Genomic DNA, 25,402 nt, shown 5'->3' with positions numbered 1-25,402 from the left:
ACCGACGGCCTACTGGCCGACGGACGCGCGCCCGCCCGGTGCCCTCACAGCCACCCGCGCCGTTTGAACAGCCGGTACAGGCACACCTCGATGACGACCATGACCAGCAGGACCGCCTCGTAGCCGTAGCGCCAGTCCAGCTCGGGCATGCGGTGGAAGTTCATGCCGTAGACGCCGGCGATCAGGGTGGGTACGGCGGCCAGCGCCGCCCACGCCGAGATCTTGCGCATGTCGTCGTTCTGCCGTACGCCCATCTGCGCCAGATGGGCGGCGAGAATGTCCGAGAGCAGCCGGTCGAGGCCCTCCACCGACTCGTTGGCGCGGGTGAGATGGTCGTCCACATCGCGGAAGAACGGCCGGGCGTGGTCGTGCACGAACGGCACCCCGGGGTTCTGGAGCCGGGTCATCGGATCGGCCAACGGGACGGTGGCGCGCCGGAATTCCATCACCTCGCGCTTGAAGGCGTAGATGCGGGCCGCGGTGTTCTTGGTGTCGCCGCGGTCCGGGGAGAACACCTCGGCCTCCAACTCCTCCAGATCCAGCTGGAGTTCGCCGGCGACGTCGATGTAGTGGTCGACCACCGCGTCGCTGACCGCGTAGAGCACCGCCGTCGGCCCGTGCCGCAGGATCCTGGGCTGCTGCTCCAGCCGCTTGCGGACCGCGCGCAGCGGGCTGGCCGCGCCGTGCCGGACGGTCACCACGAACGAGTCGCCGACGAAGAGCATCAGTTCCGAGGCGGTGACCGTGTCCGCGCTGACGTCGTAGGTGATCGGTTTGAGGACGACGAAGAGCGAGTCGTCGTAGACCTCCAGCTTGGGCCGCTGGTGGGCGTTGAGGGCGTCCTCGACGGCCAGGGGGTGCAGCGCGAATTCGGAGGTGACCATGTCGAACTCCTCCTGGGTGGGCTCGTACATGCCCAGCCACAGGAAGGAGTGGCCCTCGGCGCGTGCCTCCTGGAGGGCGCGGCCGAAGTCGGCCGCGCAGTCGATCCGGCGGCCCTCCCGGTAGGTGGCGCAATCCACGATCACACCAGGCATTCTCGCCCCTCGTCCGGCGGCCTGCCAGGATTGGGCGCCGGGTGACGTACGGCCCGGGGAGGGCACCCCTCGTGGCCGCCGCCCCCGGGAACGTAGGCTGGCGGCTATGCCCACGCTGATTCTGCTCCGGCACGGCCGCTCCACCGCCAATACCTCCGGTGTGCTCGCCGGACGGCTGCCCGGTGTCGGGCTCGACGAGCGGGGCGCCGCGCAGGCCGCCCGGCTGCCCGCGCGTCTGGCGGGGATTCCGCTGGCCGCGGCGGTGTCCAGCCCGCTCCAGCGGTGCCAGGAGACGCTGCGGCCGCTGCTGGCCGCGCGCCCCGGGCTGCCGCTGCACCTCGAGGAGCGGATCAGCGAATGCGACTACGGGGACTGGGCGGGCCGCAAACTGGCCGAGCTGAACGACGAGCCGCTCATGGAGGTCGTCCAGCAGCACCCCTCGGCGGCCGGCTTCCCCGGTGGCGAGTCGATGCGGGCCATGCAGGGTCGTGCGGTCGACGCCGTACGGGAGTGGAACGCGCACATCGAGGAGCAGTACGGCGCCGAGGCCGGCTATCTGATGTGCTCGCACGGGGACATCATCAAGGCCCTGGTCGCCGACGCCCTCGGGATGCACCTCGACCTCTTCCAGCGGATCTCGGTCGAGCCCTGCTCGGTCACGGTGATCCGCTACACCCGGCTGCGGCCCTACGTCGTACGGCTCGGCGACACCGGTGACTTCGCCTCCCTGCTGCCCCCGGAGGAAGGCACCGGGCCGGCCGCGGAGCGCGATGCGGCCCTGGGGGGCGGGGCCGGGGCGCCGTGACCTCGGGATCGTCCGGCTGTCCGCGCACGGTGATCAGTCGGCGCAGTAGGGTGGTGCGACGGCGCTGCTCTGCCGTGCCCCTGTGAACCGTGCAGTGACCGCAGGACCGCGCAGCGACCGCAGTGCCCCCGAAGTCGAGCAAACGGAGCAGGACGTTGTCCCGTCAGGTGTTCTTCTACGACGCGCCGGACCGCTTCGTCGCCGGTACGGTCGGGCTGCCCGGACGCCGTAGCTTCTATCTTCAGGCCACCGCGGCCGGCCGCACCACCAGCGTCGCTCTGGAGAAGACCCAGGTCGCCGCGCTCGCCGAGCGGATCGACGAGCTGCTGGACGAGGTCGTGCGGCGCAGCGGCGGCAGTGCCCCGGTGCCCGCCGTCTCGCCGCCCGAGCTGGCCGACACCGCGCCGCTGGAGTCGCCGGTCGAGGAGGAGTTCCGGGTCGGCACCATGGCGCTGGCCTGGGACGGCGAGGACCAGCGGATGATCGTCGAGGCCCAGGCGCTGGTGGAGCTGGAGGCCGACAGCGACGAGGACCTCGCCGATGCCGAGGAGCGGCTGCTCCAGGACGACGAGAACGGCCCGCCGATGCTTCGGGTGCGCCTGACCGGCACGATGGCCCGGGCCTTCGCCAAGCGGGCCCTGGAAGTCGTCAATGCGGGCCGTCCGCCGTGCCCGCTGTGCAGCCTGCCGCTCGACCCGGAGGGACATGTATGCCCGCGCCAGAACGGATACCGGCGGGACGCCTGAGCGCCGTGGAGCCCGCCGCCGCACCGGCCGCCGTGCCCGCGCCCGCGGACCGGCCGGCGACCGCTGCCCAGGAGCCCGTGGCGGGCCGGATGGACGCCTTCCTCGCCGACGGCGAGCTGACCGTGCGCGGGCAGATCCGGGAGGCGTCCAACGCGGTGCTCTACTGCACGGTCGAACGCGACGGGCGCACCGCCTCCTGCGTCTACAAGCCGGTGGCGGGCGAGCGCCCGCTGTGGGACTTCCCCGACGGCACGCTCGCCCAGCGGGAGGTCGCCGCCTACGAGGTCTCCCGGGCCACCGGCTGGGACCTGATCCCGGCGACGGTGCTGCGGGACGGTCCGTACGGCACGGGCATGGTGCAGGAGTGGATCGAGGCGCCCGGCGGGGCGGACGACGGCGAGGGCGACGGTGCGGGCGAGGGCGACGCCGAGGTGCCCGAGCTGCTGGCGCTGATCGAGGACGCCGAGCCGGGGCCCGGCTGGAAGGCCGTCGGGTACGCGGACATCGGCGAGGGCCGTACGGCGCTGCTGGTGCACGCCGATCACCCCTGGCTGCGGCGGCTGGCGGTGCTCGACGCGGTGATCAACAACGGTGACCGCAAGGGCGGGCATCTGCTGTCGGGCGCCGGCGGGCGGCTCTTCGCCATCGACCACGGCGTCACCTTCAACGCCGAGGACAAACTGCGCACCCTGCTGTGGGGCTGGGCGGGCGAGCCGCTGACCGAGGAGGCGGTCGAGGTCCTGCGGGGGCTTCGGGAGGCGCTGGCGGACGGTGCGCCGCTCGCCGCCCGACTGGCCGAGCTGATCACCGGCGCCGAGATCGCGGCCCTGCGGGAGCGGGTGGCGGAGCTGCTGCGGACCGGCAGGCACCCCGAGCCCAGCGGGCAGTGGCCCGCGATTCCCTGGCCGCCGGTCTGACCGGGGCCGCGAGCACGGTTCGGTCCGGAACACAAGACCGCGAATTCGGCCAAGACCGCCGGTCCGGTTCGTATGCGGAACATGCGTCCGGTTACGCTCAAGGCATGCATGCATGGCCCGCTTCTGAGGTCCCCGCCCTGCCTGGCCAGGGCCGCGACCTGAGGATCCACGACACCGCGACCGGCGGACGGGTGACCCTCGACCCCGGTCCCGTCGCCCGTATCTACGTCTGCGGCATCACGCCCTACGACGCCACCCACATGGGGCACGCGGCGACCTACAACGCGTTCGACCTCGTTCAGCGCGTGTGGCTCGACACGAAGCGCCAGGTTCACTACGTGCAGAACGTCACCGACGTCGACGATCCGCTGTTGGAGCGGGCCGTGGCCACGGGCGACGACTGGACGGCGCTCGCCGAGCGCGAGACCGCCCTGTTCCGCGAGGACATGACGGCCCTGCGGATGCTGCCGCCCCGCCACTACATAGGCGCCGTCGAGTCGATACCGGGCATCGTCCCGCTGGTGGAGCGGCTGCGTGACGCCGGTGCCGCCTACGAGCTGGACGGCGACATCTACTTCTCCGTCGAGTCCGACGCCCACTTCGGCGAGGTCTCCGGCCTGGACGCCGACGCGATGCGGCTGCTGTCGGCCGAACGCGGCGGCGACCCGGAGCGCGAGGGCAAGAAGAACCCCCTCGACCCGATGCTGTGGATGGCCGCCCGCGACGGCGAGCCGAGCTGGGACGGCGGCTCGCTCGGCCGCGGCCGCCCCGGCTGGCACATCGAGTGCGTCGCCATCGCCCTGGAGCACCTGGGCATGGGCTTCGACGTCCAGGGCGGCGGCTCCGACCTCGCCTTCCCGCACCACGAGATGGGCGCCTCGCACGCCCAGGCCCTCACCGGCGAGCACCCGTTCGCCAAGGCGTATGTGCACGCCGGGATGGTGGCCCTGAACGGCGAGAAGATGTCCAAGTCCAAGGGCAATCTGGTCTTCGTCTCCGCGGTGCGCCGCGACGGCGTCGACCCGGCCGCGATCCGCCTGGCCCTGCTCGCCCACCACTACCGCGCCGACTGGGAGTGGACCGACGCGGTGCTGGACGAGGCCCTGGAACGGCTCGGGCGCTGGCGCGCCGCGGTCTCCCGCCCCGACGGTCCGGCCGCCGAGGCCCTCCTGGAGGAGATCCGTACGGCTCTCGCCGACGACCTGGACTCCCCGGCCGCCCTCGCCGCGGTGGACCGCTGGGCCGCCGCTCAGCAGGACGGCGGCGGTACCGACGAGGGCGCGCCGGGCCTCGTCTCCCGTGCCGTCGACGCGCTCCTGGGCGTGGCCCTCTGACGGGCCGCGTGAGCGCCGTGACGGCCCCCTGAGGGCCGCGCGCCGACCTCTGTCCGTCCTTCGGGGCGCCTCCACCGGGCGGTGGGGGCGCCCCTTTCCCGTACGGGGGCGGGTAGGCGAAGGCCCCGAACACCGGCCCGGCGGGCGGTACTTCGGGGCCTCGGGTGAAGGCGGTGCGCGGTGCCCTGCGAGGTCAGTGCTCGGTGTCCTCCGGGCCGGCGTCCGGCTCGGCGCCGTCGGAGGTGTCCGTGGTGCCGCCGGTCCCCGTGCCCCCGGTCCCGGTGCCCCCGGTCCCGGTGCCCCGGCCCTTGTCCTCACCGGACTTGGGCCCGTGCTGCTCCCTCGGCTCCGGTGACTCGCGCGACTCCCGCGGCTCCTTGGACACCGGCCGCGGCGGGCGCGTACGGCCGCTCGCGGTGTCGCGCAGATACGAAGCGTCGCGGTCGCGGCCGTCCGCGACCCCGCCCTCCGACGCCAGGCCCGGGCCGGCCTGCGGATCGCGGCGCCGCAGATAGCGCTCGAATTCGCGGGCGATGGCCTCACCGGACGCCTCCGGCAGCTCCGCGGTGTCCCGGGCCTCCTCCAGCGACTGCACGTACTCGGCGACCTCGGTGTCCTCGGCCGCCAGCTGGTCCACGCCCAGCTGCCAGGCCCGGGCGTCCTCGCTCAGCTCGCCGAGCGGGATGCTGATGCCGAGCAGGTCCTCCAGACGGTTGAGCAGCGCCAGGCTGGCCTTGGGGTTGGGCGGCTGGGAGACGTAGTGCGGCACCGCCGCCCACAGGCTCACCGCCGGGACGCCCGCGTGGGTGCACGCCTCCTGGAGGATGCCGACGATGCCCGTGGGGCCCTCGTAGCGCGACTCCTCCAGATCGAGGCGGGTGGCCAGGTCCGCGTCGGAGGTGACGCCGGTGACCGGCACCGGCCGGGTGTGCGGGGTGTCGCCGAGCAGCGCGCCCAGCACCACCACCATCTCCACGCCCAACTCATGGGCGAAGCCCAGGATTTCGTTGCAGAACGAGCGCCAGCGCATGCTGGGCTCGATGCCGCGGACCAGGACGAGATCGCGCCGCCGCCCCTTGCCGTCCGTGTCGCCGACGCGGACGACGGACAGCCGGGTCGTGGGCCATGTGATCTTGCGAACGCCGCCGTCCAGGAAGACGGTCGGGCGGTTCACCTGGAAGTCGTAGTAGTCCTCCGCGTCCAGCGCGGCGAAGACCTCGCCCTTCCATTCCCGGTCCAGGTGCGCGACCGCGGCGGAGGCGGCGTCACCGGCGTCGTTCCAGCCTTCGAACGCGGCCACCATGACCGGGTCGATCAGCTCGGGAACCCCCTCGAGCTCGATCACCCAGCGCCTCCTTCCGACCGGTGGGGCCGCCCCGCGGCGGTCACCGGTTGCCGTTCCATTACGTGCGTTCCCCAGCCTACGGCGTCCGGTGCGCCCGCCCGCAGCCCCTGTGCAGGAACGGGTCCTGTTTCATCCGACCTATTGCGAAGATGATCACTGCTGGTCGCTCGGCTTCGGGCCGTGGTCCGGGGAGGGGATGCGGTACGGATGCGGTGCGGGCGCAGCGTGGCATGTGGTACGGGGGCGTACGGGGTAGGGGTGGGTGCGGGTGGCCGGTCTGGACGCGGTCCCGGTCCCGGGTTCAGACATCGGATGACCCGGAAAGGTCCGATGTCCGGGCCGACGGGTGCCGACGGTGATCCGGCCGAAGTTCCGGCCGAATTTCACGGGGCGCCGGGCGCGGCGGATCGACGCGCCGGCGCCCCCTCCTTCGCTGACGGCGCGCGCCCCTCGATCGGCTGAAGTCCGCGCGGAGTTCACCGTCCCGCTGAAGGCCGCCGCGCTGTTCACCCGGGAGATCCCCGACGCCCTCTGGTACACCCTCGTCGCCGATGGTCTGCTCGGCCCGGACTGGCCGGTGTGCACCCTGGCCGCCGAGTACGACGACGTCCTCGCCCTCGCCGGGTCCGCCACCGCCCGCCTCACCCCGGCCGAGGGGGCGGCGGTGTTCGGGGGGACCGCGGGGCGGGTGCACGGGGTCGGGCCGCCGGACGGCAGGTGACGGCGGGCGGTCGCACGGGCGGGCGGGTTCCCGTCCGGATTCCGCCAGCCCCGCTGCACGGGCCGCCGGACGATGGAGGCGTACCGCTGCCACCGGGGGCGGTGCGGTCCACGGGACGGACCCATGACGTACGAGGTGAGGGCGATGACGAGGACGATGACGAGTGCTTCGACGAGCGCGGCGACGGCTGCCCGGGGGCGGCCGCTCGGCGGCAAGGTGGCGCTGGTGACCGGCGGCAGCCGGGGGATCGGCGCGGAGATCGCGCTGCGGCTGGCCGCCGACGGGGCCGCGGTGGCGCTGACGTATCACCGCCGCGCGGACCTGGCGGAGCGGGTGGTCGAACGGATCGGGCAGGACGGCGGGCAGGGCTGGGCGTTACGGGCGGACAGCGCGGATCCGGAGCAGGTGCACACCGCGGTCGCGGGGGTCGCCGAGCGGTGGGGCGGGCTCGACATCCTGGTCAACAACGCCGGTATCAATGTGGTCGGGCCGTTCGAGGAGCTCTCCGTGGCGGACGTCGACCGGGTGCTGCGGACCAATGTGCGCGGGCCGTTCCTGGTGACGCAGGCCGCGGTGCCGCATCTGCGCGAGGGCGGGCGGATCATCTGTATCGGCAGCTGTCTGGCCGAGCGGGTGGTCATCCCCGGCAGCACCCTCTACGCCACCAGCAAGGCCGCGCTGTCCGGCCTGACCAGAACGCTGGCCAGGGAACTCGGCCCGCGCGGGATCACCGCCAACCTCGTGCAGTTCGGCCCGATCGACACCGACATGAACCCCGCCGACGGCGAAACCGCCGCGGCACAGGCGTCGTTGACCGCGCTCGGCTCCTACGGGCGGGCGTCCGACGTCGCGGCGACCGTGGCCCATCTGGCGGGCGAGGGCGGACGGTACATCACGGGCGCCGCCCTCACCGTCGACGGCGGCTTCGCGGCCTGAGCGCGACGGGGGAGCGGGGCGCGGCGGCCCGGGTCACAGCGATGCCCGCAGCCACTGCTCCACGCTGGCGATATGCACCGTCGCCCAGGCCTGCGCCGCCTGCGCGTCCCGGTCGCGCAGGGCGCCGAGGATCGCCCGGTGCTCGGTGAGCGTACGGGCCACCGCGTCCTTCTGGGTCAGACCGCGCCAGACCCGGGCCCGGGTGGTGGGGCCCGACAGGCCCTCCAGCAGCGAGCAGAGCACGGAGTTGCCGGAGGCGGCGACGATCGTGCGGTGGAACTCCAGATCGCAGGCGATCAGATCCTCCACGGACGGCGCGGGGCCCAGCGCGGTCAACTGCCGCTCCAGCGCGTCCAGTTGCGCCGGAGCGATCCGGCCGGCGGCCATCGCCGTCGCGGCCGGTTCCAGGATCCGGCGCACGGCCAGGAACTCCAGCACCGTGTCGTCGCGGTGGAAGTCCACCACAAAGCTCAAGGCCTCGAGGAGGAGCCGGGGGTCGAGACTGGTGACGTAGGTGCCGTCGCCCTGGCGGACGTCCAGGATCCGGATGAGGCAGAGCGCGCGCACCGCCTCGCGCAGCGAATTGCGCGACAGGCCCAGCTCGGCCGCCAGCTCGCTCTCCTTGGGCAGCCGGTCGCCCGGCCGCAGCGCGCCGGAGAGGATCATGCCCTTGATCTTCTCGATGGCCTCGTCGGTGACCGCCATGGGCCCTCCCCGCACAGACATCCGATGTCTGAGGTCATTATGGCCTCCCCCGGGCACGGCGGGGTGCGCGCCGACGACGAGGGGGCGGCCCCGTGGACCGCCCCCTCGTCGCCGGCCTGCGGCCTGACCTGGCGTCAGTCGTTCAGCATGCCCTTCACCTTGGCCCGGACGTCCTCCGTGTCCAGACCGCGGATCGTCAGCGTCGTACGGCGGCGCAGCACGTCGTCGACGGTCTCGGCCCACTCGTGGTCGCGGGCGTAGGCGACCTGCGCCCAGATCTCCGGCGCGTCGGGGTGGATCCGCTCGGCGAGCGCGGGGTTCTCGTTGGCCAGCCGGGCGATGTCGAAGGACAGCGACCCGTAGTGGGTGGCCAGGTGGCGGGCGGTGTCGGGGGCCATGTGCGGGCCGGGGGTGCCGCCGTCGACCAGCAGCCGGTGGGCGACCGCGTTCGGGTTGGCGATACCGGGCAGCGGGAGCTTCTTCGGCAGGCGGGAGATCGGCTCCATGTCCTCGGCCAGCGGGTGGCCGGGCAGCGCGGCGAGCTTGTTCATCACCGTGCGGCCGATGTGGCGGAAGGTCGTCCACTTGCCGCCGGCGACGGACAGCATCCCGCCGCTGCCTTCGGTGACGACGGTTTCGCGCTTGGCCTTGGAGGTGTCGCCGGGGCCGCCGGGCAGCACCCGCAGACCGGCGAAGGAGTAGGTGATCAGGTCGCGGCTGAGCTGCTGGTCGCGGATGGAGAAGGCGGCCTCGTCCAGGATCTGGGCGGTGTCCTTCTCGTTGACCGCGACGTCGGCCGGGTCGCCCTCGTACTCCTCGTCGGTGGTGCCGAGCAGCAGCATGTCCTCCCAGGGGAGGGCGAAGGTGATGCGGTACTTGTCGATCGGGGTGGCCAGCGCGGCCTTCCAGGGAGCGGTCCGCTTGAGGACCAGGTGCGCGCCCTTGGACAGGCGGATGGAGGGGGCCGCGTTGGGGTCCTCCATCTTGCGCAGATGATCGACCCAGGGGCCGGTGGCGTTGAGCACCAGGCGGGCGCTGACGCCGAACTCCGCGCCGTCGAGGCGGTCCTTGAGCTCGGCGCCGGTGACCCGGCCCTGGGTGAAGCGCAGTCCGGTGACCTCGGCGTGGTTGAGGACCGTGGCACCGGCCGCGACCGCGGCGCGGACGGTCATCAGGGCCATGCGCGAGTCGTTCATCTGGTCGTCGCCGTAGACGGCCACGGCCTTGAGGTTGTCGGTGCGCAGCTCGGGCACGTCACGGGCGGCCTTGGCCGGGCTTATGACGTGGCCGACGCCGTCGCCGAACGCGGACAGCGCCGAGTAGGCGAAGACGCCCGCGCCGAGCTTGGCCGCGCCGTGCGGGCCGCCCTTGTAGACGGGCAGGTAGAAGGTCAGGGGGTTGGCGAGGTGCGGTGCCACCTCACGCGACACCGCACGCCGCTCGAAGTGGTTCTCCGCCACCAGTTTGACCGCGCCGGTCTGCAGGTAGCGCAGACCGCCGTGCAGCAGCTTGGAGGAGGCGGAGGAGGTGGCGCCGGCGAAGTCGCCGGCGTCCACCAGGGCCACCCGCAGCCCGGCCTGCGCGGCATGCCAGGCGGTGGAGATGCCCAGGATGCCGCCGCCGATCACCAGGAGGTCATACGTCGCCTTGGACAGCTGCTCCCGGGTTTCGGCACGGCTCGCGGTGGAACCGCTGGCCGGGTGCGTCCCAAGTGCCGGGACGCTCTGCAGGGTGCTCATGATGTGCTCCTCGTCAGCTCTCGTCGTCGAGCCAGCCCATGGTCCGCTCCACGGCCTTGAGCCAGTTCTTGTATTCGCGGTCACGGGTGGCCGCTTCCATGCGGGGGGTCCATTCGGCGGCCCGGCGCCAGTTGGCGCGCAGCTCGTCGGTGCTGGACCAGAAGCCGACGGCCAGTCCGGCCGCATAGGCAGCGCCGAGGCAGGTGGTCTCGGCGACCATCGGGCGCACCACGGGGGCGTCCAGGAAGTCCGAGATGGTCTGCATCAGCAGGTTGTTGGAGGTCATACCGCCGTCGACCTTGAGTGCGGTCAGCTCGACGCCGGAGTCCTTGGTCATGGCGTCGGTGATCTCACGGGTCTGCCAGGCGGTGGCCTCGAGGACGGCGCGGGCGATGTGCGCCTTGGTGACGTAGCGGGTCAGGCCCGCGATCACACCGCGCGCATCGGAGCGCCAGTAGGGGGCGAACAGGCCGGAGAAGGCCGGGACGAAGTAGGCGCCGCCGTTGTCCTCGACGGTGCTGGCCAGCGTCTCGATCTCGGCCGCGGAGTTGATCAGGCCCATCTGGTCGCGCATCCACTGCACCAGCGAGCCGGTGACGGCGATGGAGCCTTCCAGGGCGTAGACCGGCTGCTGGTCGCCGATGCGGTAACCGACGGTGGTCAGCAGGCCGTTGTACGAGTTGACCGGCTCGTGCCCGGTGTTCATCAGCATGAAGGTGCCGGTGCCGTACGTGGACTTGGCCTCGCCCTGCGCGAAACAGGTCTGGCCGAAGAGCGCGGCCTGCTGGTCGCCGAGGGCGGAGGCGACCGGGACGCCGGCGAGGGCGCCGGAGGCGGTGGTGCCGTAGACCTCGGCCGAGGACTTGATCTCCGGCAGCACGGCGGCCGGGATGTCCATCGACGCCAGGATCTTCTCGTCCCACTCCAGGTTGTGGAGGTTCATCAGCATGGTGCGCGAGGCGTTGGTCACGTCGGTGACGTGGTGGCCGCCGTTGACGCCGCCGGTGAGGTTCCAGATGACCCAGGAGTCCATCGTGCCGAAGAGGATGTCGCCGCGCTCGGCGCGCTCGCGCAGGCCCTCGACGTTGTCGAGCAGCCAGCGGATCTTGGGACCGGCGAAGTAGGAGGCCAGCGGAAGGCCGGTCTCGCGGCGGAAGCGGTCCTGGCCGACGTTGCGGCCGAGCTCCCGGCACAGCGCGTCGGTGCGGGTGTCCTGCCAGACGATGGCGTTGTGGACGGGCTCACCGGTGTTCTTGTCCCAGAGCACGGTGGTCTCGCGCTGGTTGGTGATACCGATGGCCTTGACGTCCTTGGCCGTGATGCCCGCCTTCTCGACGGCGCTGTCGACGACCTGCTGGACGTTGGTCCAGATCTCGGTCGCGTTGTGCTCGACCCAGCCCGGCTTCGGGAAGATCTGCTCGTGTTCCTTCTGGTCGACCGAGACGATCCGGCCGTCCTTGTCGAAGACGATGCAGCGGCTGGAGGTCGTGCCCTGGTCGATCGCCGCGATGAACGGGCCGTGGCCGTGCGAGGAGGTGGTGGGGGTGTCGCTCATGGTGTGCTCCAAGAAGTCTGTGCGGGCGGAGTCGGGGCGGTCAGGCGGCTTATGCGAACGCCACCTGGTAGATGCCAGCGGCGATGGCTCCGCCGATGAGCGGGCCGACGACCGGGATCCAGGCGTAGCCCCAGTCTGAACCGCCCTTGTTCGGCAGCGGCAGCAGCGCGTGCGCGATGCGCGGACCGAGGTCGCGGGCCGGGTTGATGGCGTATCCGGTCGGGCCGCCGAGCGACAGACCGATTCCGGTGACCACCAGGGCCACGAGCAGCACACCGATGCCGGAGAGGGCGACGCCCTTGGTCAGGCCGAGGCAGAGGATCGCCAGCACGAGCACGATGGTGGCGATGATCTCCGTGACGAGGTTCTGCACCACGTTCCGGATCTCCGGGCCGGTGGAGAAGATGCCGAGCACCGGGCCGGCCTTGGGCGCGGCCTTCGGGTCCACCAGGCCCTCTTCGGTGGTGTGGTCCTTCAGCACCTCGGGGTCGGTCAGATGCGCCCGGAACTGTCCGTAGTACGCGAGGTAGACCAGGACGGCGCCGATGATGGCGCCGAACATCTCGCCCGCGAAGTAGACGGGCGCCTGGCTCCACTTGATGCCGCCGGTGATGGCGACGGCGACGGTGACCGCGGGGTTGAGGTGGGCGCCGGACTTCGCGGCGATGTACGCGCCCGTCAGGACGGCGAAGCCCCACCCGAAGGCGATGGCCACCCATCCGGCGTTGTGTGCCTTGGAGCGCTTGAACGTGACGGCGGCGCAGACGCCACCACCCATCAAGAGCAGTACGGCAGTACCGATTGTTTCGCTGAGGAAGATGTCGGAGCTGGACACCGGCGACTCCTTTGTCCTTCGTCCAGGGGAAGGCGAACCCCGGGTCCCTCCGGTGGTCCGCGCCCTCCGAGAGGGCGGTGGTCGACCGGCGGCAGCGTCCACCATAGCGAATATTGTCGTTAGGTGTTCGACAATGCCGACCGACGAACGGCAGTTTTGTTCACCGTAGGGACCCCGTCAAGACGTCCGTGGCGAAAAAATTACGTGAACAAAGCGGTGCAATCCGGTCAAAAGCGCCCTGCACCAAGATCCCTTGACACCGCACGTGCGCAATCCCTCACAGCAGCGACGATTTCCGGCCGCAGTTCACCCTCCCGGCAGACCCGCTCCACGGCCCCGGTGACACCCACCGCACCCACCGGCATCCGCCGCCGGTCGTGGATCGGCGCGGCCACCGAGGCGACGCCGTCCCAGGTCTCCTCCACGTCCGCGGCCCAGCCGCGGGCCCGGGTCAGATCCAGCAGCTTCTCGAAGTCGTCCAGGTCCGTGACCGTGCGCAGGGTGAGCGCCGGCCGCTCGGCCTCCGTGGCCTCGCTGTGCGCCACCGGGTCGTACGCCGAGAGCACCTTGCCCAGCGCCGTGCAGTGCAGCGGGTGCATCGCCCCGACCTCCAGCACCTGCCGACTGTCGTCGGGCCGGAAGACGTGGTGCACGATCAGGACGCCCTGCTGGTGCAGCACGCCCAGATAGACCGCCTCCCCGCTGGAACGGGCCAGATCGTCGGTCCACACCAGCGCGCGGGCGCGCAGCTCGTGCACGTCCAGATAGCTGTTGCCCAGGCGCAGCAGCTCCGCGCCCAGTTGGTAGCGGCCCGAGACCGCGTCCTGTTCGACGAAGCCCTCCTGCTGGAGCGTGCGCAGGATTCCGTGGGCGGTGCCCTTGGCCAGCCCCAGGGACGAGGAGATGTCGGAGAGCCCCAGCCGCCGCTCCCCTCCTGCGAGCAGCCGCAGCATTGCGGCCGCTCGCTCCAGCGACTGGATGGTGCGAGCCATCGGGCAACCTCCGAAGTATGCGGTTCGACAATGCCAAACGATATCGGTCCATGCCGACTATGGGCACCGGACCGACGCTTTCAACGATCATGGATAGTCGACGGACCCCCCACCCGGCCCCGCTGTCCACGGCGTGGAATGGGGAACCCCTGTACGGGACCGGCAGCTACGCTGGCCGGGTGCGCCCTCTCCCGGAGGACGCAAAGCCGACAGCCGTCGCAACCAGGGAGCATCTCCATGGCCTCGTACACGCCATCGTCCACCAGCCCGTCCCGAGCCGAATCACTGCGTGAGGCCCTCGCCTCGCGCGTGGTGGTCGCCGACGGCGCCATGGGGACGATGCTGCAGGCGCAGGACCCCACCCTCGAGGACTTCCAGCAGCTGGAGGGCTGCAACGAGATCCTCAACCTCACCCGCCCCGACATCGTCCGCTCGGTCCACGAGGCGTACTACGCCGTCGGTGTGGACTGCGTCGAGACCAACACCTTCGGCTCCAACTACACCGCGTCCAGCGAGTACGAGATCGCCGACCGGATCGTGGAGCTGTCCGAGGCCGGAGCCCGGATCGCCCGCGAGGTCGCCGACGAGTTCGCCGCGAAGGACGGTCGGCAGCGCTGGGTGCTCGGCTCGATCGGCCCCGGCACCAAGCTGCCCTCGCTCGGCCACATCGACTACGCCACGATCCGCGACGGCTACCAGCAGAACGCCGAGGGCCTGCTCGCCGGCGGCGCCGACGCGCTGATCGTCGAGACCACCCAGGACCTGCTCCAGACCAAGTCCAGCCTGATCGGCGCCCGCCGGGCGATGGACGCCCTCGGCGTCTCCGTACCGCTGATCTGCTCCCTCGCTTTCGAGACCACCGGCGTCATGCTGCTCGGCTCGGAGATCGGCGCGGCGCTGACCTCCCTGGAGCCGCTGGGCATCGACCTGATCGGCCTGAACTGTTCGACGGGCCCGGCCGAGATGAGCGAGCACCTGCGCTATCTCGCCCAGCACTCGCAGACGCCGCTGATGTGCATGCCGAACGCCGGCCTGCCGATCCTGACCAAGGACGGCGCGCACTTCCCGCTGACCCCGCCGGAGATGGCGGACGCGCAGGAGAACTTCATCAACAGCTACGGCCTCTCCCTGGTCGGCGGCTGCTGCGGTTCCACGCCCGAGCATCTGCGCCAGGTCGTCGAGCGCGTCCGCGGCCTGACGCCGCCCGAGCGCACCCCGCGCCCCGAGGCCGGCGCCGCCTCCCTCTACCAGACCGTGCCGTTCCGCCAGGACACCTCGTACCTGGCCATCGGCGAGCGCACCAACGCCAACGGCTCGAAGAAGTTCCGCGAGGCCATGCTGGGCGCCCGCTGGGACGACTGCGTGGAGATGGCCCGCGACCAGATCCGCGAGGGCGCGCACATGCTCGACCTGTGCGTCGACTACGTCGGCCGGGACGGCGTCGCCGACATGCAGGAGCTGGCCGGCCGCTTCGCCACCGCCTCCACGCTGCCCATCGTGCTGGACTCCACCGAGGTCGACGTCATCGAGGCCGGCCTGGAGAAGCTGGGCGGCCGCGCGGTGATCAACTCCGTCAACTACGAGGACGGCGACGGCCCCGAGTCCCGCTTCGCCAAGGTCACCCGGCTCGCCCGGGAGCACGGCGCGGCGCTGATCGCGCTGACCATCGACGAGGAGGGCCAGGCCCGTACGCCCGAGAAGAAGGTCGAGATCGCCGAACGGCTCATCGACGACCTGAGCGGCAACTGGGGCATCCGCGAGTCGGACATCCTCATCGACACCCTCACCTTCACCATCTGCACCGGCCAGGAGGAGTCCCGCAAGGACGGCATCGCCACCATCGAGGCGATCCGCGAACTCAAGCGCCGCCACCCGGACGTGCAGACCACGCTGGGCCTGTCCAACATCTCCTTCGGCCTCAACCCGGCCGCCCGCATCCTGCTCAACTCGGTCTTCCTCGACGAATGCGTCAAGGCCGGCCTCGACTCGGCGATCGTGCACGCGAGCAAGATCCTGCCGATCGCGCGCTTCGACGAGGAGCAGGTCACCACCGCCCTCGACCTGATCTACGACCGCCGCACCGAGGGCTACGACCCTCTCCAGAAGCTCATGGCGCTCTTCGAGGGCGCCACCGCGAAGTCCCTGAAGGCCGGCAAGGCCGAGGAGTTGGCGGCGCTCCCGCTGGAGGAACGCCTCCAGCGCCGCATCATCGACGGCGAGAAGAACGGCCTGGAGGCCGACCTGGACGCGGCGCTGGCCGACCGCCCCGCGCTGGACATCGTCAACGACACCCTCCTGGAGGGCATGAAGGTCGTCGGCGAGCTCTTCGGCTCCGGCCAGATGCAGCTGCCGTTCGTCCTCCAGTCCGCGGAGGTCATGAAGTCCGCGGTGGCCTATCTGGAGCCGCACATGGAGAAGTCGGACGCGGAGGGCAAGGGCACCATCGTGCTCGCCACCGTCCGCGGCGACGTCCACGACATCGGCAAGAACCTCGTCGACATCATCCTGTCCAACAACGGCTACAACGTCGTCAACCTCGGCATCAAGCAGCCGGTCTCCGCGATCCTGGAAGCCGCCGAGGAACACCGGGCCGACGTCATCGGCATGTCCGGGCTCCTGGTCAAATCGACCGTGATCATGAAGGAGAACCTGGAAGAGCTCAACCAGCGCAAGATGGCGGCCGACTTCCCGGTCATCCTCGGCGGCGCGGCCCTCACCCGCGCCTATGTCGAGCAGGACCTCCACGAGATCTACGAGGGCGAAGTCCGCTACGCCCGGGACGCCTTCGAGGGCCTGCGCCTGATGGACGCCCTGATCGCCGTCAAGCGCGGCGTGCCCGGCGCGGCCCTGCCCGAGCTCAAGCAGCGCCGCGTCCCCAAGAAGGACACCGCCGTCCTGGAGGTCGAGGAGCCCGAGGGCTCCGTGCGCTCCGACGTCGCCACCGACAACCCCGTCCCCACCCCGCCGTTCTGGGGCACCCGCGTCGTCAAGGGCATCCAGCTCGCCGACTACGCCTCCTGGCTGGACGAGGGCGCGCTCTTCAAGGGCCAGTGGGGCCTCAAGCAGGCCCGCACCGGCGAGGGCCCCGGCTACGAGGAGCTGGTGGAGACCGAGGGCCGCCCCCGGCTGCGCGGCTGGCTGGACAAGCTCCAGACCGAGAACCTCCTCGAGGCCGCGGTGGTGCACGGCTACTTCCCCTGCCACTCCAAGGGCGACGACCTCATCCTGCTCAACGAGGACGGCACCGAGCGCACCCGCTTCACCTTCCCGCGCCAGCGCCGCGGCCGCCGGCTGTGCCTGGCGGACTTCTTCCGCCCGGAGGAGTCCGGCGAGCGCGATGTCGTCGGCCTCCAGGTCGTCACCGTCGGCTCGAAGATCGGCGCGGAGACGGCCAAGCTCTTCGAGGCCAACGCCTACCGCGACTACCTCGAACTCCACGGCCTGTCCGTCCAGTTGGCCGAGGCGCTGGCCGAGTACTGGCACGCCCGGGTGCGCGCGGAGCTGGGCTTCGCCGGCGAGGACCCGGCCGACGTCGAGGACATGTTCGCGCTGAAGTACCGCGGTGCGCGCTTCTCGCTGGGCTACGGCGCCTGCCCCGACCTGGAGGACCGCGCCAAGATCGCGGACCTGCTCCGGCCGGAGCGGATCGGCGTCGAGCTCTCCGAGGAGTTCCAGCTGCACCCCGAGCAGTCCACGGACGCCATCGTCATCCACCACCCGGAGGCGAAGTACTTCAACGCGCGGTAGCGCCGTGGCGCGGCTGTGGCGGGGGGCATGTGGCTCCGGCTGTGGCGGCGGCCCGGGACGGGGCCCCGGGCCCGTCCCGGAGGGCTTCCGTCCGCTTCCCTCCGCCGCACCGCGCACTTCCGGCCGCGGCGTCGTACACTTGTCGGTCCGGTAGAGGCCGGTCGTAGCCCCCCACCGGGGGCGGCGACCGGCCCTTTCGTCCCTTCGGGGACGTCCCCACGGAGGTGGATGGATGACCAGCAGCATCCCCGTAGTCGGAACCCGCACGGCCGAGCCCGCCACCCTGCAGGCCGTTTTCCTCGACCTGGACGGCACCCTCGTCGACACCGAGGGCTTCTGGTGGGAGGCCGAGGCCGAGGTCTTCGCCGAACTGGGCCACACCCTGCACGACGGCCACCGCGAGGTCGTCGTCGGCGGGCCGATGACCCGCAGTGCCGGCTACCTCATCGAGGCCACCGGCGCCCAGATCGGCCTCGCCGAGCTGAGCGGGCTGCTCAACGCCCGCTTCGCCGCCCGGATCGGCGGCGGGGTCCCGCTGATGCCCGGCGCGCGGCGGCTGCTGGCCGAGCTGCGGTCCCACCGGGTGCCGACCGCCCTGGTCTCCGCCTCGCACCGCAGCATCATCGACTCGATGCTGCACTGGCTGGGCCGGGAGAACTTCGATCTGACGCTGGCCGGCGACGAGCTGGAGCGCACCAAGCCGCACCCCGACCCGTATCTGACGGCCGCCGCCCGGCTGGGTGTCGACCCGGCGTACTGCGCCGTGGTCGAGGACACCCCGACCGGGGTGACGGCAGGGGAGGCCGCGGGCTGCCACGTCGTCGCGGTGCCGTCGGTGACACCGATTCCGCCAGCTCCCGGCCGTACGGTCGTGGGCTCGCTCAAAGAGATCGATCTGGCATTTCTGCGCGCTCTCATCGCGGAAAGCCCGCGGCCCTCACAGAAAGCAAAGGAATCCGCCACCGAGCGTACCGACCGTGGCCGCCCGGATAAGGCCGGGAACTCAGGGGAGCGGCGCGCTTATTTTCCGTGACGAATCCGTGATGAATCCGCGGGGAATGCGGCGGCCGAATTCCGACGGATCCGCGGACCGCGCGAGGCGTGACGTTTCTCACGCGCCACGGCGTCGACAGTTCGGGTAAGAGCTGTTCCAGGGGGTCTGCACGGGGTTTTCTGCGGGGGTAAGTGTCCGGATTGGTGGGGCAACGTGCGAATCGTTCCGCCGTCCGGATATCGGTCGTGCCGTCGCACTCATCCCGCGCCTTCATTGATTCAACTCCGTTGTGTCCCGGACCGGCTGACCATTCCTACTAATGTCGTCGCGAGCAACACCTCTGCGCTGATAAGGAACCTGCCGACGATGAACCGCAAGACCTTGGTGCTGCCGGTCGTGGCCGGTCTGATCACGCCCGTACTCGCTGCCTGCGGCAGTTCGGACGGCACGGGCGACGGCGGAGCCCCCATCGTCGTCGGAGTCGCCTCCCAGATCGAGGCCACCAAGGCGGCGCCCGCCCCCCTCGACCCGGCGCAGGCCTACGACGTCGACGCCTGGAACATGCTGCGCGGCACCCTCCAGACGCTGATGCGGCTGCCCCGGACCGGTACCGCCCCGGTGCCCGAGGCGGCGGAGTCGTGCGGGTTCAGCGACACGCAGAACGAGCAGTACCGCTGCACCCTGCGCAAGGGGCTGAAATTCTCCAACGGCCATGCGCTGAACGCGCAGGCCGTCAAGTTCTCCATCGACCGGATGCTCCGCATCAACAACACCAGCGGCCCCGTGTCGCTGCTCGACGACATCGACAAGGTCGAGGCGCCCAGCGACTCCGAGGTCGTCTTCCACCTGAAGAAACCCGACGCGACCTTCCCGCAAAAACTTGCCACGCCCGCCGCGGCCATCGTCGACCCCGAGGTGTACCCCAAGGACCACCTCTACACCGGCTTCGACCTGATGGGATCCGGCCCGTACACCCTCAAGGCCGAGCACAGCGGGGGCCGCATCACCCAGGCCGTCTTCACCAAGAACCCCGAGTACAAGGGGGGTATCACGGTCCGGAACGACAAGGTCGAGATGCGCTTCTTCGACGACTCCGAGCTCATGGAGAAGGCGCTGCGCAAGGGCGATATCGATGTGATGAACCGCGGCCTGTCGCCGGACCAGATCAAGGGCCTGCAAAACGCCCGCGACAAGCACCTCACGCTCCAGGAGATGCCCGGCCAGGAGATCCGCTACCTCGCCTTCAACACCAAGGACCCCAAGGTCTCCAGCAAGGCCGTGCGGCAGGCGATTGCGCAGATCGTCGACCGCTCGCAGCTGGTGCGCGACGTCTACTCCTACACCGGCGACCCGCTCTACTCGATGGTCCCCACCGGTCTGACCGGCCACACCAACTCGTTCTTCAACAAGTACGGCAACCCCAGCGTCGCCGCCGCCCGCAAGACCTTGCAGCAGGCGAACATCACCACCCCGGTGAAGTTCACCCTCGCGTACACCACCAACCACTACGGCTCCAGCACCGCCAAGGAGATCCGTACGCTGCAAAAGCAGCTCAACGACAGCGGCCTGTTCGACGTCTCCAGCAAGGGCGTCGACAGCTGGCAGCAGTACCGGGCCGACTCCCGGGCCGGGAAGTTCACCGTCTACGGGATGGGCTGGTTCGCCGACATCCCGGACGCGGACAACTACATAGCGCCGTTCATCGGCAAGGGGAACTTCCTCAACACCCCTTACCGCAACGCCAAGATCGAATCGCAGCTGATCCCCACCACCCGCCAGGAGACCGACCGCAACGCGGCCGCAACGGGCTTCAAGCAGGCGCAGGACATCCTCGCCGAGGACATCCCGATGCTGCCGCTGTGGCAGGGCAAGACCTATGTCGCCGCCCGCGACGACGTCACCGGAGTGGAGTGGGCGCTCAACTCCTCCTCGGCGCTGCAGATCTGGGAGCTGGGCCGCGGCGTCGCGGACTGACCCGGCACCCGCCCGTACGACACCGGGCGGCCGCGACGGACCCGCCGCGACCGCCCCTTGCACCACCGCACCCCTGCGACACCGCACCAATGCGACACCGACTGTGAGGAACCACCCAGTGAGGCAGCGTGACCAGCGGCTGGCCGCCCCGATCGGAGCAGGGCTCGCGACAGCCCTGCTGGCGCTCGCGGGATGCAGCACCGACGACTCGGGAGCGGAGGGCCACGGCGCGCCAGTCGTCATGGGCACGACCGAAAAGGTCGTCGCCACCGACCCGGCCGGCGGCTACGACCCCGGCTCCTGGCTGCTGTTCAACAACGTCTTCCAGTCACTGCTGAGCTTCCCCAAGGGCGGCACCAACCCCCAGCCGGAGGCCGCCGAGAGCTGCACCTTCACCGACGGCCACAGCAAGGTCTACCGCTGCACCCTCAAAAAGGGCCTCACCTTCAGCAACGGTGACAAGCTGACCTCGAAGGACGTCAAGTTCTCCTTCGACCGCGTGCTGCACATCAAGGACGCCGACGGCCCCGCCGTGATGCTCTCCGCCCTCGACCGGGTCGACGCCCCCGACGCCAGGACGGTCGTCTTCCACCTCAAGACGCCCGACGCCACCTTCCCCATGAAGATCGCCTCCGGCGCCGGCTCCATCGTCGACCACACCGCCTACCCGGCCGACAAGCTGCGCACCGACGGCAAGGCCGTCGGCTCCGGCGTCTACACCCTGGACAGCTACAGCGCGGACAAGGCCGTCTTCCACGTCAACCCCTCCTACAAGGGCCCCGCCCAGACCAAGAACTCCGGCATGACGCTGAAGTTCTTCAACAGCCCCGCCACACTCAAGAAGGCCGTGCGCGGCGGCGCCGTCGACGTGGCCTACCGCGGACTGAGCATGCAGGACATCGCCGCGCTCTCCAACGCCTCGCTCAACCAGCAGCACGGCACCCAGGTCGTCGAGGGCAGCAGCGCCGAGATCATGCACCTCGTCTTCAACCTCAAGGACCCCGTCGCCGGCAAGCTCGGCGTCCGCAAGGCCATCGCCTACCTCCTGGACCGCTCCACGCTCGTCCGCGACGTCTACCAGCACACCGCCGAACCGCTGTACTCCGTCGTCCCCGCGGGCATCACCGGCCACACCACCTCCTTCTTCAACACCTACGGCGACCGGCCGCAGCCCGACAAGGCGGCCGCCGCCCTGCGCGCCGCCGGCATCAAGGGCAAGGTCCCGCTCACCCTGTGGGCCACCCCCGACCGCTACGGCCAGGGCACCGTCCCCGCCGTCCAGGAAATAGCCCAACAGCTCAACGCCGGCGGCCTGTTCGACGCCAAGGTGCGCAGCCTGCCCACCAAGGAGTACGAACAGGGCATGGCCGACGGCCGCTTCGGCGTCTACGTCAAGGGCTGGATCCCCGACTACCCGGACCCGGACAACTTCACCCAGCCGTTCTTCGGCAAGAACAGCGTGCTGGACAACCACTACAGCTCGACGGACATCACCGGCCGGCTCCTGCCCAAGACCGCCGACCAGCCCGACCGCAGCGCCACCAAGGACACCTTCCGCCAGGTCCAGGACATCGTCGCCCACGATCTGCCGGTCATCCCGCTGTGGCAGGGCAAGCAGTACGCCGTCGCCCGCGCCGGGGTCTCCGGCCTGGAATGGACGCTGGACTCCTCGACCGTCTTCCGCTTCTGGGAGATCAGCAAGCCCACCGACGACAGCTGATCCGGCCCGTACGGCGAGGAGGGCGGGGCCGCACCGGCCCCGCCCTCCTCGCACGTCACACCGGACGCCACCGCGGGCGCCACGCCGCTCACCGCCGCGCGTCTACTGCGCGCCGGGACGCACCAGCCCGCTCTCGTACGCGTACACCGCAGCCTGCACCCGGTCGCGCAGCCCGAGCTTCGTCAGCACATGCCCCACATGCGTTTTGACCGTCGTCTCGCTGACGAACAGATCCGCGGCGATCTCCGCATTCGACAGCCCGCGCGCCACCAGCTTCAGCACCTCCACCTCGCGCTCGGTGAGGGTGTGCAGCGTGTCCGGCACCGGCTCCTCGCCCGACGGCAGATGCCCGGCGTACTTGTCCAGCAGCCGCCGGGTGATGCTCGGCGCCAGCATCGCCTCGCCCGCGGCCACCACACGGATCGCCTGCACCAGCTCATTGGCCGGCGCGTCCTTGAGCAGAAACCCGCTGGCCCCGGCCCGCAACGCCTCGACGACGTACTCGTCCAGATCGAACGTCGTCAGCACCAGCACCTTCGCCGGACCGTCCTTCGCCGGGCCGGTGATCTGCCGGGTCGCCTCGACACCGTCCATCCGGGGCATCCGGATATCCATCAGCACCACATCGGGCTGGAGCGCCCGGACCTGTTCCAACGCCTGCAAACCGTCACCGGCCTCGCCGACGACCGCCAAGTCCTGCTCGGCCTCCAGAATCATCCGGAATCCCGTACGCAGCAGGGGCTGGTCGTCGACCAGCAGGACGCGGATGGCCACGAGCTCTCCTTCGTTCCGCCCGGACTGGGCCTAGATCGCCCCCATTCTGCCCTGCGGCTCCCCTCCGGGCTCCGCCGGGCGCACCTGGAGCGGATACACCGGGGGAGTGCCGCCGAATTCCGGACAGTGCGCCTGGTGGTCGCACCAGCCGCACAGTTTGGTCGGCCGCGGCCGCCAGTCACCCGTCCGCGTCGCCAGCTGGATCGCCTCCCACAGCGCCAGCAACTTCCGCTCCACACCCCGCAGATCGGCCTCGGTCGGGTCGTACGTCACCACATCGCCGCTGCCCAGATACACCAGCTGAAGCCGCCGCGGCACCGCACCGCCGCGCCGCCACATCACCAGCGCATAGAACTTCATCTGGAACAGCGCACCCTCGGCGAACTGCGGCCGCGGCGCCTTGCCCGTCTTGTAGTCGACGATCCGCACCTCGCCCGTCGGCGCGATGTCGACCCGGTCGATGAAGCCGCGCAGCTGCAACCCGGACTCCAGCACCGTCTCCACGTACAGCTCGCGCTCGGCGGGCTCCAGCCGCGTCGGATCCTCCAGCGAGAACCACCGCTCCACCAGCGCCTCGGCCTCCGCCAGCCACGCCGACAGCCGCTCGCCGTCCGCATCGTCCGCGAACAGCTCCGCCAGCTCCGGCCGCCTGGCCAGCAGCTTCTCCCACTCGCCCGGCACCATCGCGCGCGCCCCCGGAGCCGTACGCTCCGCCGCCGGCGCGTCGAAGAGCCGCTCCAGCACCGCATGCACCACCGTGCCCCGGGTCGCCGCGGCGCTCGGCTTCTCCGGCAGCTTGTCGATCACCCGGAAGCGGTACAGCAGCGGGCACTGCTGGAAATCGCTCGCCCGCGACGGCGACAGCGCCACCGGCGGCTGCGCCCCGCCCGCCGCCCGCCCGTCCTCCGGCGCCATGCGCGGGGCCCCCGGCCCGCCCGCGGTGAGCTGCGCGCTGTGACCGCCCTGCCTGGCCGCCTCGGCCCTCTCGCTGCTCGTTCCCATGCCACAGACCCTACGGCCCGCCACTGACAACGGCGTACGGCGGCCAAGGCCGGGGCACCCGCAGCGGATACGGCCCGAACGCTCCGCATACCATCGACGTCAGACCCCTTTGCCCTGCATGATCGGGAGATCACACCACGCAGGTGCAAAGGCCGCATTCGACGAGGGGACGCCGTGGACGACAGCGGGAAGCCGCAGGACCCCCGGGAGTCTGTGCAGCACCGACCGCCCGAGCCACCCACGGAGACCGAGGAGCGCCGGGCGACGCCGGCCGACGAGCCGACGGGCGACGCTGCGGAGAACGAGGCGCCGCGGACCACCGCCCCCAAGGCCGAGGCCCCGGACGCCAAGAAGGGCGGCGGCATCCTCATGGGCCGCCCCTTCGGCGTGCCCGTCTACGTCGCCCCCAGCTGGTTCGTCGTCGCCGCCCTGATCACCTGGGTCTTCGGCGGCCAGCTCGAACGCGTCCTGCCCGAGCTCGGCGCGGCCCGCTACCTCGTCTCCCTCTTCTTCGCCGTCGCCTTCTACGGCTCCGTCCTCGTCCACGAGCTCGCCCACACCGTCGCCGCCCTGCGCTTCAAGCTCCCCGTACGCCGCATCCAGCTCCAGTTCTTCGGCGGCGTCTCGGAGATCGAGAAGGAGAGCGACACCCCCGGCCGGGAATTCGTCCTCGCCTTCGTCGGCCCGCTGCTCTCCCTCGTACTGGCCGGCGTCTTCGCCCTCGGCATGCGCCTGGTCGCACCGGACACCGTCCCCGGGGTGCTGCTCGCCGGCCTGATGGTCTCCAACCTCATCGTCGCCGTCTTCAACCTGCTGCCCGGCCTCCCCCTGGACGGCGGCCGGATGCTGCGCGCCATCGTCTGGAAGATCACCGGCAAGCCCATGACCGGCACCGTCGCCGCCGCCTGGGTCGGCCGCGCGCTCGCCGTCACCGTCCTCATCGGCCTCCCGCTGCTCACCCACACCGGAGCCCTCGGCACCGCCCCCGAAGAGATCGGCGGCACCGACTCGCTCACCGACGCCCTGCTCGCCGCGATCCTCGCCGCCATCATCTGGACCGGCGCCGGCAACAGCCTGCGCATGGCCCGGCTGCGCGAACGCCTCCCCGACCTCACCGCCCGCACCCTCACCCGCCGCGCGGTCCCCGTGGAGGCCGACACCCCGCTCTCCGAGGCGCTGCGCCGCGCCAACGACGCCGGTGCGCGCGCCCTCGTCGTGGTCGACGGCCAGGGCAGCCCCACCGCCCTCGTCCGCGAGGCCGCCATCGTCGGCGTCCCCGACCACCGCCGCCCCTGGGTCCCCGTCGGCACCCTCGCCCAGGACCTCAAGGACGGGATGCGCGTCTCCGCCGAGCTGGCCGGCGAGGACCTGCTGGAGTACCTGCGCGCCACCCCCGCCACCGAGTACCTCGTGGTCGAGGAGACCGGCGAGATCTACGGCGTCCTGTCCACCGCCGACGTGGAGCGCGCCTTCGTCTCCGCCATGGCCCGCCCGTCCTGACCCGCCGCGGCCCGGCGGGCTGCG

20 protein-coding genes are annotated in these 25,402 nt (G+C 71.1%); 11 read left to right on the top strand and 9 right to left on the bottom strand.

Features of this window, described 5'->3' with window-relative positions; translation table 11 throughout:
* Positions 1–44: 44 nt before the first annotated feature.
* Entirely contained in the window at positions 45–1,037 is a 993-nt protein-coding gene (gene corA / locus B1H19_RS10310; protein ID WP_083104313.1) for a magnesium/cobalt transporter CorA, read from the bottom strand.
* Between the two features lie 106 nt (positions 1,038–1,143).
* On the opposite strand from corA, the gene B1H19_RS10305 reads away from it, so the two are divergent.
* The 4 genes from B1H19_RS10305 to mshC all read left to right on the top strand — a co-directional run bounded on the left by B1H19_RS10305 (position 1,144) and on the right by mshC (position 4,839).
* The gene (locus tag B1H19_RS10305; protein ID WP_083104312.1) at positions 1,144–1,842 is read left to right on the top strand and encodes a histidine phosphatase family protein; all 699 of its coding nucleotides are present in this window, start codon (positions 1,144–1,146) and stop codon (positions 1,840–1,842) included.
* A gap of 155 nt (positions 1,843–1,997) precedes the next feature.
* Positions 1,998–2,588, top strand: a complete 591-nt coding sequence (locus tag B1H19_RS10300; protein WP_083104311.1) for a DUF3090 domain-containing protein — start codon at positions 1,998–2,000, stop codon at positions 2,586–2,588.
* Entirely contained in the window at positions 2,552–3,505 is a 954-nt protein-coding gene (locus B1H19_RS10295; protein ID WP_083104310.1) for an SCO1664 family protein, read from the top strand. The genes B1H19_RS10300 and B1H19_RS10295 overlap by 37 nt, the downstream gene beginning before the upstream one ends.
* Before the next feature lie 104 nt (positions 3,506–3,609).
* Positions 3,610–4,839, top strand: a complete 1,230-nt coding sequence (gene mshC / locus B1H19_RS10290; protein WP_083104309.1) for a cysteine--1-D-myo-inosityl 2-amino-2-deoxy-alpha-D-glucopyranoside ligase — start codon at positions 3,610–3,612, stop codon at positions 4,837–4,839.
* Between the two features lie 193 nt (positions 4,840–5,032).
* On the opposite strand, the gene B1H19_RS10285 is transcribed toward mshC, so the two are convergent.
* Positions 5,033–6,184: a PAC2 family protein gene (locus B1H19_RS10285; RefSeq protein WP_083104308.1), complete on the bottom strand. Its 1,152-nt coding sequence runs from the start codon at positions 6,182–6,184 to the stop codon at positions 5,033–5,035.
* Between the two features lie 355 nt (positions 6,185–6,539).
* Here B1H19_RS10285 and B1H19_RS40610 point away from each other — a divergent pair, with 355 nt between their 5' ends.
* Positions 6,540–6,905 (top strand): hypothetical protein, encoded by a 366-nt coding sequence (locus B1H19_RS40610; protein WP_335755932.1) that lies wholly within the window; start codon positions 6,540–6,542, stop codon positions 6,903–6,905.
* Positions 6,906–7,049: 144 nt separating this feature from the next.
* Positions 7,050–7,841 (top strand): 3-oxoacyl-ACP reductase family protein, encoded by a 792-nt coding sequence (locus B1H19_RS10275; protein ID WP_203237130.1) that lies wholly within the window; start codon positions 7,050–7,052, stop codon positions 7,839–7,841.
* A gap of 33 nt (positions 7,842–7,874) precedes the next feature.
* Here the strand turns inward: B1H19_RS10275 and B1H19_RS10270 are convergent, their stop codons facing one another.
* The 5 genes from B1H19_RS10270 to B1H19_RS10250 all read right to left on the bottom strand — a co-directional run bounded on the left by B1H19_RS10270 (position 7,875) and on the right by B1H19_RS10250 (position 13,667).
* A complete protein-coding gene (locus B1H19_RS10270) occupies positions 7,875–8,546 on the bottom strand; it encodes a FadR/GntR family transcriptional regulator (protein WP_083104306.1) in 672 nt (223 codons plus the stop codon).
* Between the two features lie 134 nt (positions 8,547–8,680).
* On the bottom strand, positions 8,681–10,285 hold the full coding sequence (locus tag B1H19_RS10265; protein WP_083104305.1) for a glycerol-3-phosphate dehydrogenase/oxidase: 1,605 nt from the start codon (positions 10,283–10,285) through the stop codon (positions 8,681–8,683).
* Between the two features lie 13 nt (positions 10,286–10,298).
* A complete protein-coding gene (glpK, locus tag B1H19_RS10260; RefSeq protein WP_083104304.1) occupies positions 10,299–11,840 on the bottom strand; it encodes a glycerol kinase GlpK in 1,542 nt (513 codons plus the stop codon).
* Positions 11,841–11,889: 49 nt separating this feature from the next.
* Positions 11,890–12,675 carry an MIP/aquaporin family protein gene (locus B1H19_RS10255; protein WP_083104303.1) on the bottom strand — a complete coding sequence of 262 codons (786 nt, stop codon included), beginning with the start codon at positions 12,673–12,675 and terminating at the stop codon, positions 11,890–11,892.
* A gap of 227 nt (positions 12,676–12,902) precedes the next feature.
* Complete coding sequence (locus tag B1H19_RS10250) at positions 12,903–13,667, bottom strand: IclR family transcriptional regulator (RefSeq protein WP_083104302.1); 765 nt, start codon at positions 13,665–13,667, stop codon at positions 12,903–12,905.
* Positions 13,668–13,904: 237 nt separating this feature from the next.
* Between B1H19_RS10250 and metH the strand changes: the two genes are divergently transcribed.
* The 4 genes from metH to B1H19_RS10230 all read left to right on the top strand — a co-directional run bounded on the left by metH (position 13,905) and on the right by B1H19_RS10230 (position 22,102).
* Entirely contained in the window at positions 13,905–17,414 is a 3,510-nt protein-coding gene (metH, locus tag B1H19_RS10245; RefSeq protein WP_083104301.1) for a methionine synthase, read from the top strand.
* A gap of 232 nt (positions 17,415–17,646) precedes the next feature.
* Positions 17,647–18,447: an HAD family hydrolase gene (locus tag B1H19_RS10240; RefSeq protein WP_083104300.1), complete on the top strand. Its 801-nt coding sequence runs from the start codon at positions 17,647–17,649 to the stop codon at positions 18,445–18,447.
* A gap of 327 nt (positions 18,448–18,774) precedes the next feature.
* A complete protein-coding gene (locus B1H19_RS10235) occupies positions 18,775–20,382 on the top strand; it encodes an ABC transporter substrate-binding protein (RefSeq protein ID WP_083104299.1) in 1,608 nt (535 codons plus the stop codon).
* 118 nt (positions 20,383–20,500) lie between these two features.
* Positions 20,501–22,102 carry an ABC transporter substrate-binding protein gene (locus tag B1H19_RS10230; RefSeq protein WP_083104298.1) on the top strand — a complete coding sequence of 534 codons (1,602 nt, stop codon included), beginning with the start codon at positions 20,501–20,503 and terminating at the stop codon, positions 22,100–22,102.
* A gap of 102 nt (positions 22,103–22,204) precedes the next feature.
* Here B1H19_RS10230 and B1H19_RS10225 read toward each other — a convergent pair whose 3' ends face one another.
* Complete coding sequence (locus B1H19_RS10225) at positions 22,205–22,876, bottom strand: response regulator (RefSeq protein ID WP_018087782.1); 672 nt, start codon at positions 22,874–22,876, stop codon at positions 22,205–22,207.
* A gap of 30 nt (positions 22,877–22,906) precedes the next feature.
* The gene (locus B1H19_RS10220; protein ID WP_083104297.1) at positions 22,907–23,878 is read right to left on the bottom strand and encodes a RecB family exonuclease; all 972 of its coding nucleotides are present in this window, start codon (positions 23,876–23,878) and stop codon (positions 22,907–22,909) included.
* Between the two features lie 174 nt (positions 23,879–24,052).
* Between B1H19_RS10220 and B1H19_RS10215 the strand changes: the two genes are divergently transcribed.
* On the top strand, positions 24,053–25,378 hold the full coding sequence (locus B1H19_RS10215; RefSeq protein ID WP_083104296.1) for a site-2 protease family protein: 1,326 nt from the start codon (positions 24,053–24,055) through the stop codon (positions 25,376–25,378).
* The last annotated feature ends 24 nt before the right edge of the window (positions 25,379–25,402 follow it).

Origin of the sequence: Streptomyces gilvosporeus (assembly GCF_002082195.1) — a bacterium.
Classification (GTDB): Bacteria; Actinomycetota; Actinomycetes; order Streptomycetales; family Streptomycetaceae; genus Streptomyces; species Streptomyces gilvosporeus.
This window is presented reverse-complemented; position numbering and strand designations above follow the sequence as displayed.

Bases quoted from the DNA above. Each gene is read 5' to 3' on its own strand.
- corA (WP_083104313.1), bottom strand. From the start codon at position 1,037: ATGCCTGGTGTGATCGTGGATTGCGCCACCTACCGGGAGGGCCGCCGG.
- B1H19_RS10305 (WP_083104312.1), top strand. From the start codon at position 1,144: ATGCCCACGCTGATTCTGCTCCGGCACGGCCGCTCCACCGCCAATACC.
- B1H19_RS10295 (WP_083104310.1), top strand. From the start codon at position 2,552: ATGCCCGCGCCAGAACGGATACCGGCGGGACGCCTGAGCGCCGTGGAG.
- mshC (WP_083104309.1), top strand. From the start codon at position 3,610: ATGCATGCATGGCCCGCTTCTGAGGTCCCCGCCCTGCCTGGCCAGGGC.
- B1H19_RS10275 (WP_203237130.1), top strand. From the start codon at position 7,050: ATGACGAGGACGATGACGAGTGCTTCGACGAGCGCGGCGACGGCTGCC.
- B1H19_RS10270 (WP_083104306.1), bottom strand. From the start codon at position 8,546: ATGGCGGTCACCGACGAGGCCATCGAGAAGATCAAGGGCATGATCCTC.
- B1H19_RS10265 (WP_083104305.1), bottom strand. From the start codon at position 10,285: ATGAGCACCCTGCAGAGCGTCCCGGCACTTGGGACGCACCCGGCCAGC.
- glpK (WP_083104304.1), bottom strand. From the start codon at position 11,840: ATGAGCGACACCCCCACCACCTCCTCGCACGGCCACGGCCCGTTCATC.
- B1H19_RS10250 (WP_083104302.1), bottom strand. From the start codon at position 13,667: ATGGCTCGCACCATCCAGTCGCTGGAGCGAGCGGCCGCAATGCTGCGG.
- metH (WP_083104301.1), top strand. From the start codon at position 13,905: ATGGCCTCGTACACGCCATCGTCCACCAGCCCGTCCCGAGCCGAATCA.
- B1H19_RS10240 (WP_083104300.1), top strand. From the start codon at position 17,647: ATGACCAGCAGCATCCCCGTAGTCGGAACCCGCACGGCCGAGCCCGCC.
- B1H19_RS10235 (WP_083104299.1), top strand. From the start codon at position 18,775: ATGAACCGCAAGACCTTGGTGCTGCCGGTCGTGGCCGGTCTGATCACG.
- B1H19_RS10220 (WP_083104297.1), bottom strand. From the start codon at position 23,878: ATGGGAACGAGCAGCGAGAGGGCCGAGGCGGCCAGGCAGGGCGGTCAC.